Annotated in this window: 1 protein-coding gene; it reads right to left on the bottom strand. The window is 48.6% G+C overall.

Going from position 1 to position 3,971, the window contains the following annotated elements; translation table 11 throughout:
- Positions 1-179: 179 nt before the first annotated feature.
- On the bottom strand, positions 180-3,698 hold the full coding sequence (gene nifJ / locus PHF27_RS13665; protein ID WP_300071225.1) for a pyruvate:ferredoxin (flavodoxin) oxidoreductase: 3,519 nt from the start codon (positions 3,696-3,698) through the stop codon (positions 180-182).
- Positions 3,699-3,971: the final 273 nt, after the last annotated feature.

The following is a 3,971-nucleotide window of genomic DNA, read 5'->3' on the forward strand; positions in this document are numbered from 1 at the left end:
AATTTTGAGCGAATGCGTAACCGCATCCTCTATCTTGCGGTTACTAAAAATAGATAGCAGCGAGAATTTGCATCCTCGCTGCCAACATTACTTTATGCTTTTACCCCAACCATTGACATAGAACCGACAAAAAACAGCCGGCCCCGCAAGGGACCGGCCATTCTTTTTGCTTTAAGCAATTATGCGTCAGCGAGGCGCTTGTAGGTAGCGCGACGATCAGCGGCATCTTTTTCTGTTTTGGCGAACAATGCTTGCGCATTATCCGGGTTCTGCTTCTGAAGAGAAGCATAACGGACTTCGCCTTTAAGGAAGGCTTGGAAGTCACCAGTAGGCTCTTTAGAATCCAAGGTGAAAGGATTCTTGCCTTGCTCAGCAAGCTCCGGATTGAAGCGATACAAGGACCAGTAGCCGCATTCCACAGCTTTTTTAGTTTCTTCCTGGCTGCAGCCCATGCCTTGTTTCAGGCCGTGGTTAATACATGGAGCATAAGCGATAATCAGGGACGGACCCGGATATGCTTCAGCTTCAGCAATGGCTTTGAGGGTTTGGTTTTTGTCCGCGCCCATGCCAATCTGCGCCACATATACATAGCCATAGGACATGGCCATCATGCCGAGATCTTTTTTCTTGGTTTTCTTACCGCTAGCGGCAAACTGAGCGATAGCCGCTGCCGGGGTCGATTTGGAGGACTGACCGCCAGTATTGGAGTACACTTCGGTATCCAGAACCAGCACGTTGATGTTTTCGCCGGAAGCCAATACATGGTCAAGACCGCCGTAGCCGATATCATAAGCCCAGCCGTCGCCGCCGAATACCCACTGAGAACGCTTGGTGAAGAAGTCGCTGTTTTTAGCGATTTCCGCCAGCACAGGCGCTTTGCCTTCGTTGCCTTTCAAAGCGGCAGCCAGACGAGCAGCACGCTCACGAGTGCCTTCGCTGCTATCGACTTTCTCCAGCCAATCGGTCATAGCGGCTTTCAGTTCCGCATCAAGATCCAATTTAAGAGCTTCTGCTACATCGTCAGCCAGTTTAGCCCGAACTGCATTAGTACCAAAGAGCATGCCTAAACCAAACTCAGCATTGTCTTCGAAGAGGGAGTTAGCCCAAGCCGGACCATGACCTTCGCGGTCGGTGCAGTACGGCATGGACGGAGCGCTGGCGCCCCAGATGGAAGTACAACCCGTAGCATTGGCTACCATCATGCGATTGCCGAAGAGCTGCGTTACCAATTTGACGTAAGGAGTCTCGCCGCAGCCTGCGCAGGCGCCGGAGAACTCGAGCAGCGGCTGTTCGAACTGGCTGCCTTTAACCGTCAGCTTGTTCACAGGGTTAGCTTTCACAGACACTTCTTTCGTTGCATAGTTCCAACGCTCGTTGCAATTGGAAAGCTGGCTTTCCAAAGGTTTCATGATCAATGCTTTTTCTTTTGCAGGGCACACCTGGGCGCAGTTGCCGCAACCGGTGCAATCCAGCGGAGAAATAGCCAGATGGAAATGAAGTTCTTTAGCGCCTACAGCCGGCTTGGTTTGGATACCTTCCGGAGCATTTTTAACTTCTTCGTCGTTCATCAGCACCGGACGGATAACTGCATGAGGACAAACATAAGCGCACTGGTTACATTGGATACACTTGTCAACTTGCCATTCCGGCACGTTCACGGCAATGCCGCGTTTTTCATAAGCAGAAGTGCCTACCGGGAAGGTACCGTCTTCTACGCCTACGAAAGTGCTCACAGGGAGGCTGTCGCCTTCCAGACGATTCATGGGGTCAACTACTTTTTCAACAAATTCCGGTTTGACGCCTTCGGCGCAAGCCAGATCGTTCGGCGCATCCGCCCAAGAAGCGGGAACGTTGATTTTGACAATAGCGTTAACGCCTTGGTCGATGGCTGCATTGTTCATGTCAACAACGTTCTGACCTTTTTTGCCATAGGATTTTTCCACAGCATCTTTCAGATACTTAATGGCGTCTTCCACAGGAATGATGTCGGCAATTTTAAAGAACGCCGATTGCATGATCATGTTAATGCGGCTGCCCAGACCGATTTGATTACCAATCTTCACAGCGTCCAGAGTGTAGAAGGAAATATTGTTTTTGGCAATGAAGCGCTTCATGGCCGCCGGCAGATGCGTTTCCAGCTCTGCTTCGTTCCAGATGCAGTTCAAGAGGAAGCTGCCGCCTGGCTTCAAGCCGTCAAGAACATTGTACTTGTAGACATAGGCCTGGTTGTGGCAGGCGATGAAGTCAGCTTTGTTGATGAGATAAGGCGATTTAATGGCAGATTTACCAAAACGCAAGTGACTCATGGTAACGCCGCCGGACTTCTTGGAGTCATAGGCGAAGTAGCCTTGCGCATACATGTCCGTATGGTCGCCGATAATTTTAATGGCGCTCTTGTTGGCGCCGACGGTGCCGTCGGAACCCAAGCCCCAGAACTTACAGGCTTTCGTGCCAGCAGGAGTAGTATCGAGATCCTCTGTCGGCAACGGCAGGCTCAAATTGGTCACATCGTCGACAATACCGACGGTGAAGCCGTCTTTCGGCTGTGCAGCTTTGAGGTTATCGAAGACCGAAACCACATGAGCTGGCGTGAATTCTTTGGAACCCAAGCCATAACGGCCGCCGACGATAACAGGCTGCCAATCTTTGACATTGTAGAACGCCGTTTTAACGTCCTGGAATAAAGGTTCAGCCTGAGAGCCAGGTTCTTTGGTGCGATCCAGTACGGCAATTTTCTTAACCGTCTTAGGAATATATTTGAAGAAGTGAGAAATGGAGAAAGGACGATACAGATGAATCGACAGCAGACCCACTTTTTCACCTTTGCTGCGCAAATAATCGATTGTTTCTTCAATCGCTTCACAGCCGGAACCCATAGCAATGATCAAACGATCTGCTTCAGGATCGCCGTAGTAATCAAACAAATGATACTCACGGCCAGTAATTTTATACACTTCCTGCATGTAAGCTTCTACCATTTCAGGAATAGCCTCATAGAAGCTATTAGAAACTTCACGTTCCTGGAAGTAGATGTCCGGATTCTGTGCGGTACCGCGAATTACCGGATGATCCGGATTCAAAGCGTTGCGGCGGAATGCATCAACAGCTTCAAAGTCGGTTACCTTCGCCATATCTTCATAGTCGATGAGCTCAATCTTCTGAATTTCATGGGAAGTACGGAAGCCGTCAAAGAAATGCACAAAAGGAATGCGGCCTTTCAGAGCGGTTAAGTGAGCTACCAAGGCCATGTCCATGGATTGCTGCACGCTGTTGGAAGCCAGCATGGCAAAACCGGTCTGACGAGCAGCCATCACGTCCTGATGATCGCCGAAAATATTCAAAGAGTTGGCAGCCAACGCACGTGCGCTGACATGGAAAACGGTCGGCAGCAATTCGCCGGCAATTTTATACATATTAGGAATCATCAGCAGCAGGCCCTGCGACGCCGTATAAGTGGTCGTCAAAGCGCCAGCTTGCAAAGAGCCATGCACCGCACCGGCAGCGCCGGCTTCGGACTGCATTTCTACCACGCGAACAGGCTGACCGAAAAGATTTTTCTTCCCTTGAGCAGCCCATTCATCCACATGCTCCGCCATCGGCGAAGAAGGAGTGATTGGGAAAATCGCAGCTACTTCGGTAAAAGCATACGATACGTACGCCGCTGCAGTGTTGCCATCCATTGTTTTCATTTTCTTCATTGACTAAATTCCCCTCTCTTTTCTCTAAGTGTATTTTTATGAATATTACTAAAAAAAATAGTGGAAAGAATATATATCAATTATTTTTAATATACATCTTTCCTGTAACATTGTAAAGGCTTTGCACCGTCTCTGAAACAAATTAAAGTTTTCACGTGTATTCAGTGTACGTGCATTTTTATTGTACCACGCAAAACTAAAAGATGCTAGTCAACTTTTTTATAGTTATTTTTTTATGAATTATTGCATAATTGTTATGGAAAATTAACATTT

Origin of the sequence: Anaeromusa sp., assembly GCF_028691475.1 — a bacterium.
Classification (GTDB): Bacteria; Bacillota; Negativicutes; order Anaeromusales; family Anaeromusaceae; genus Anaeromusa.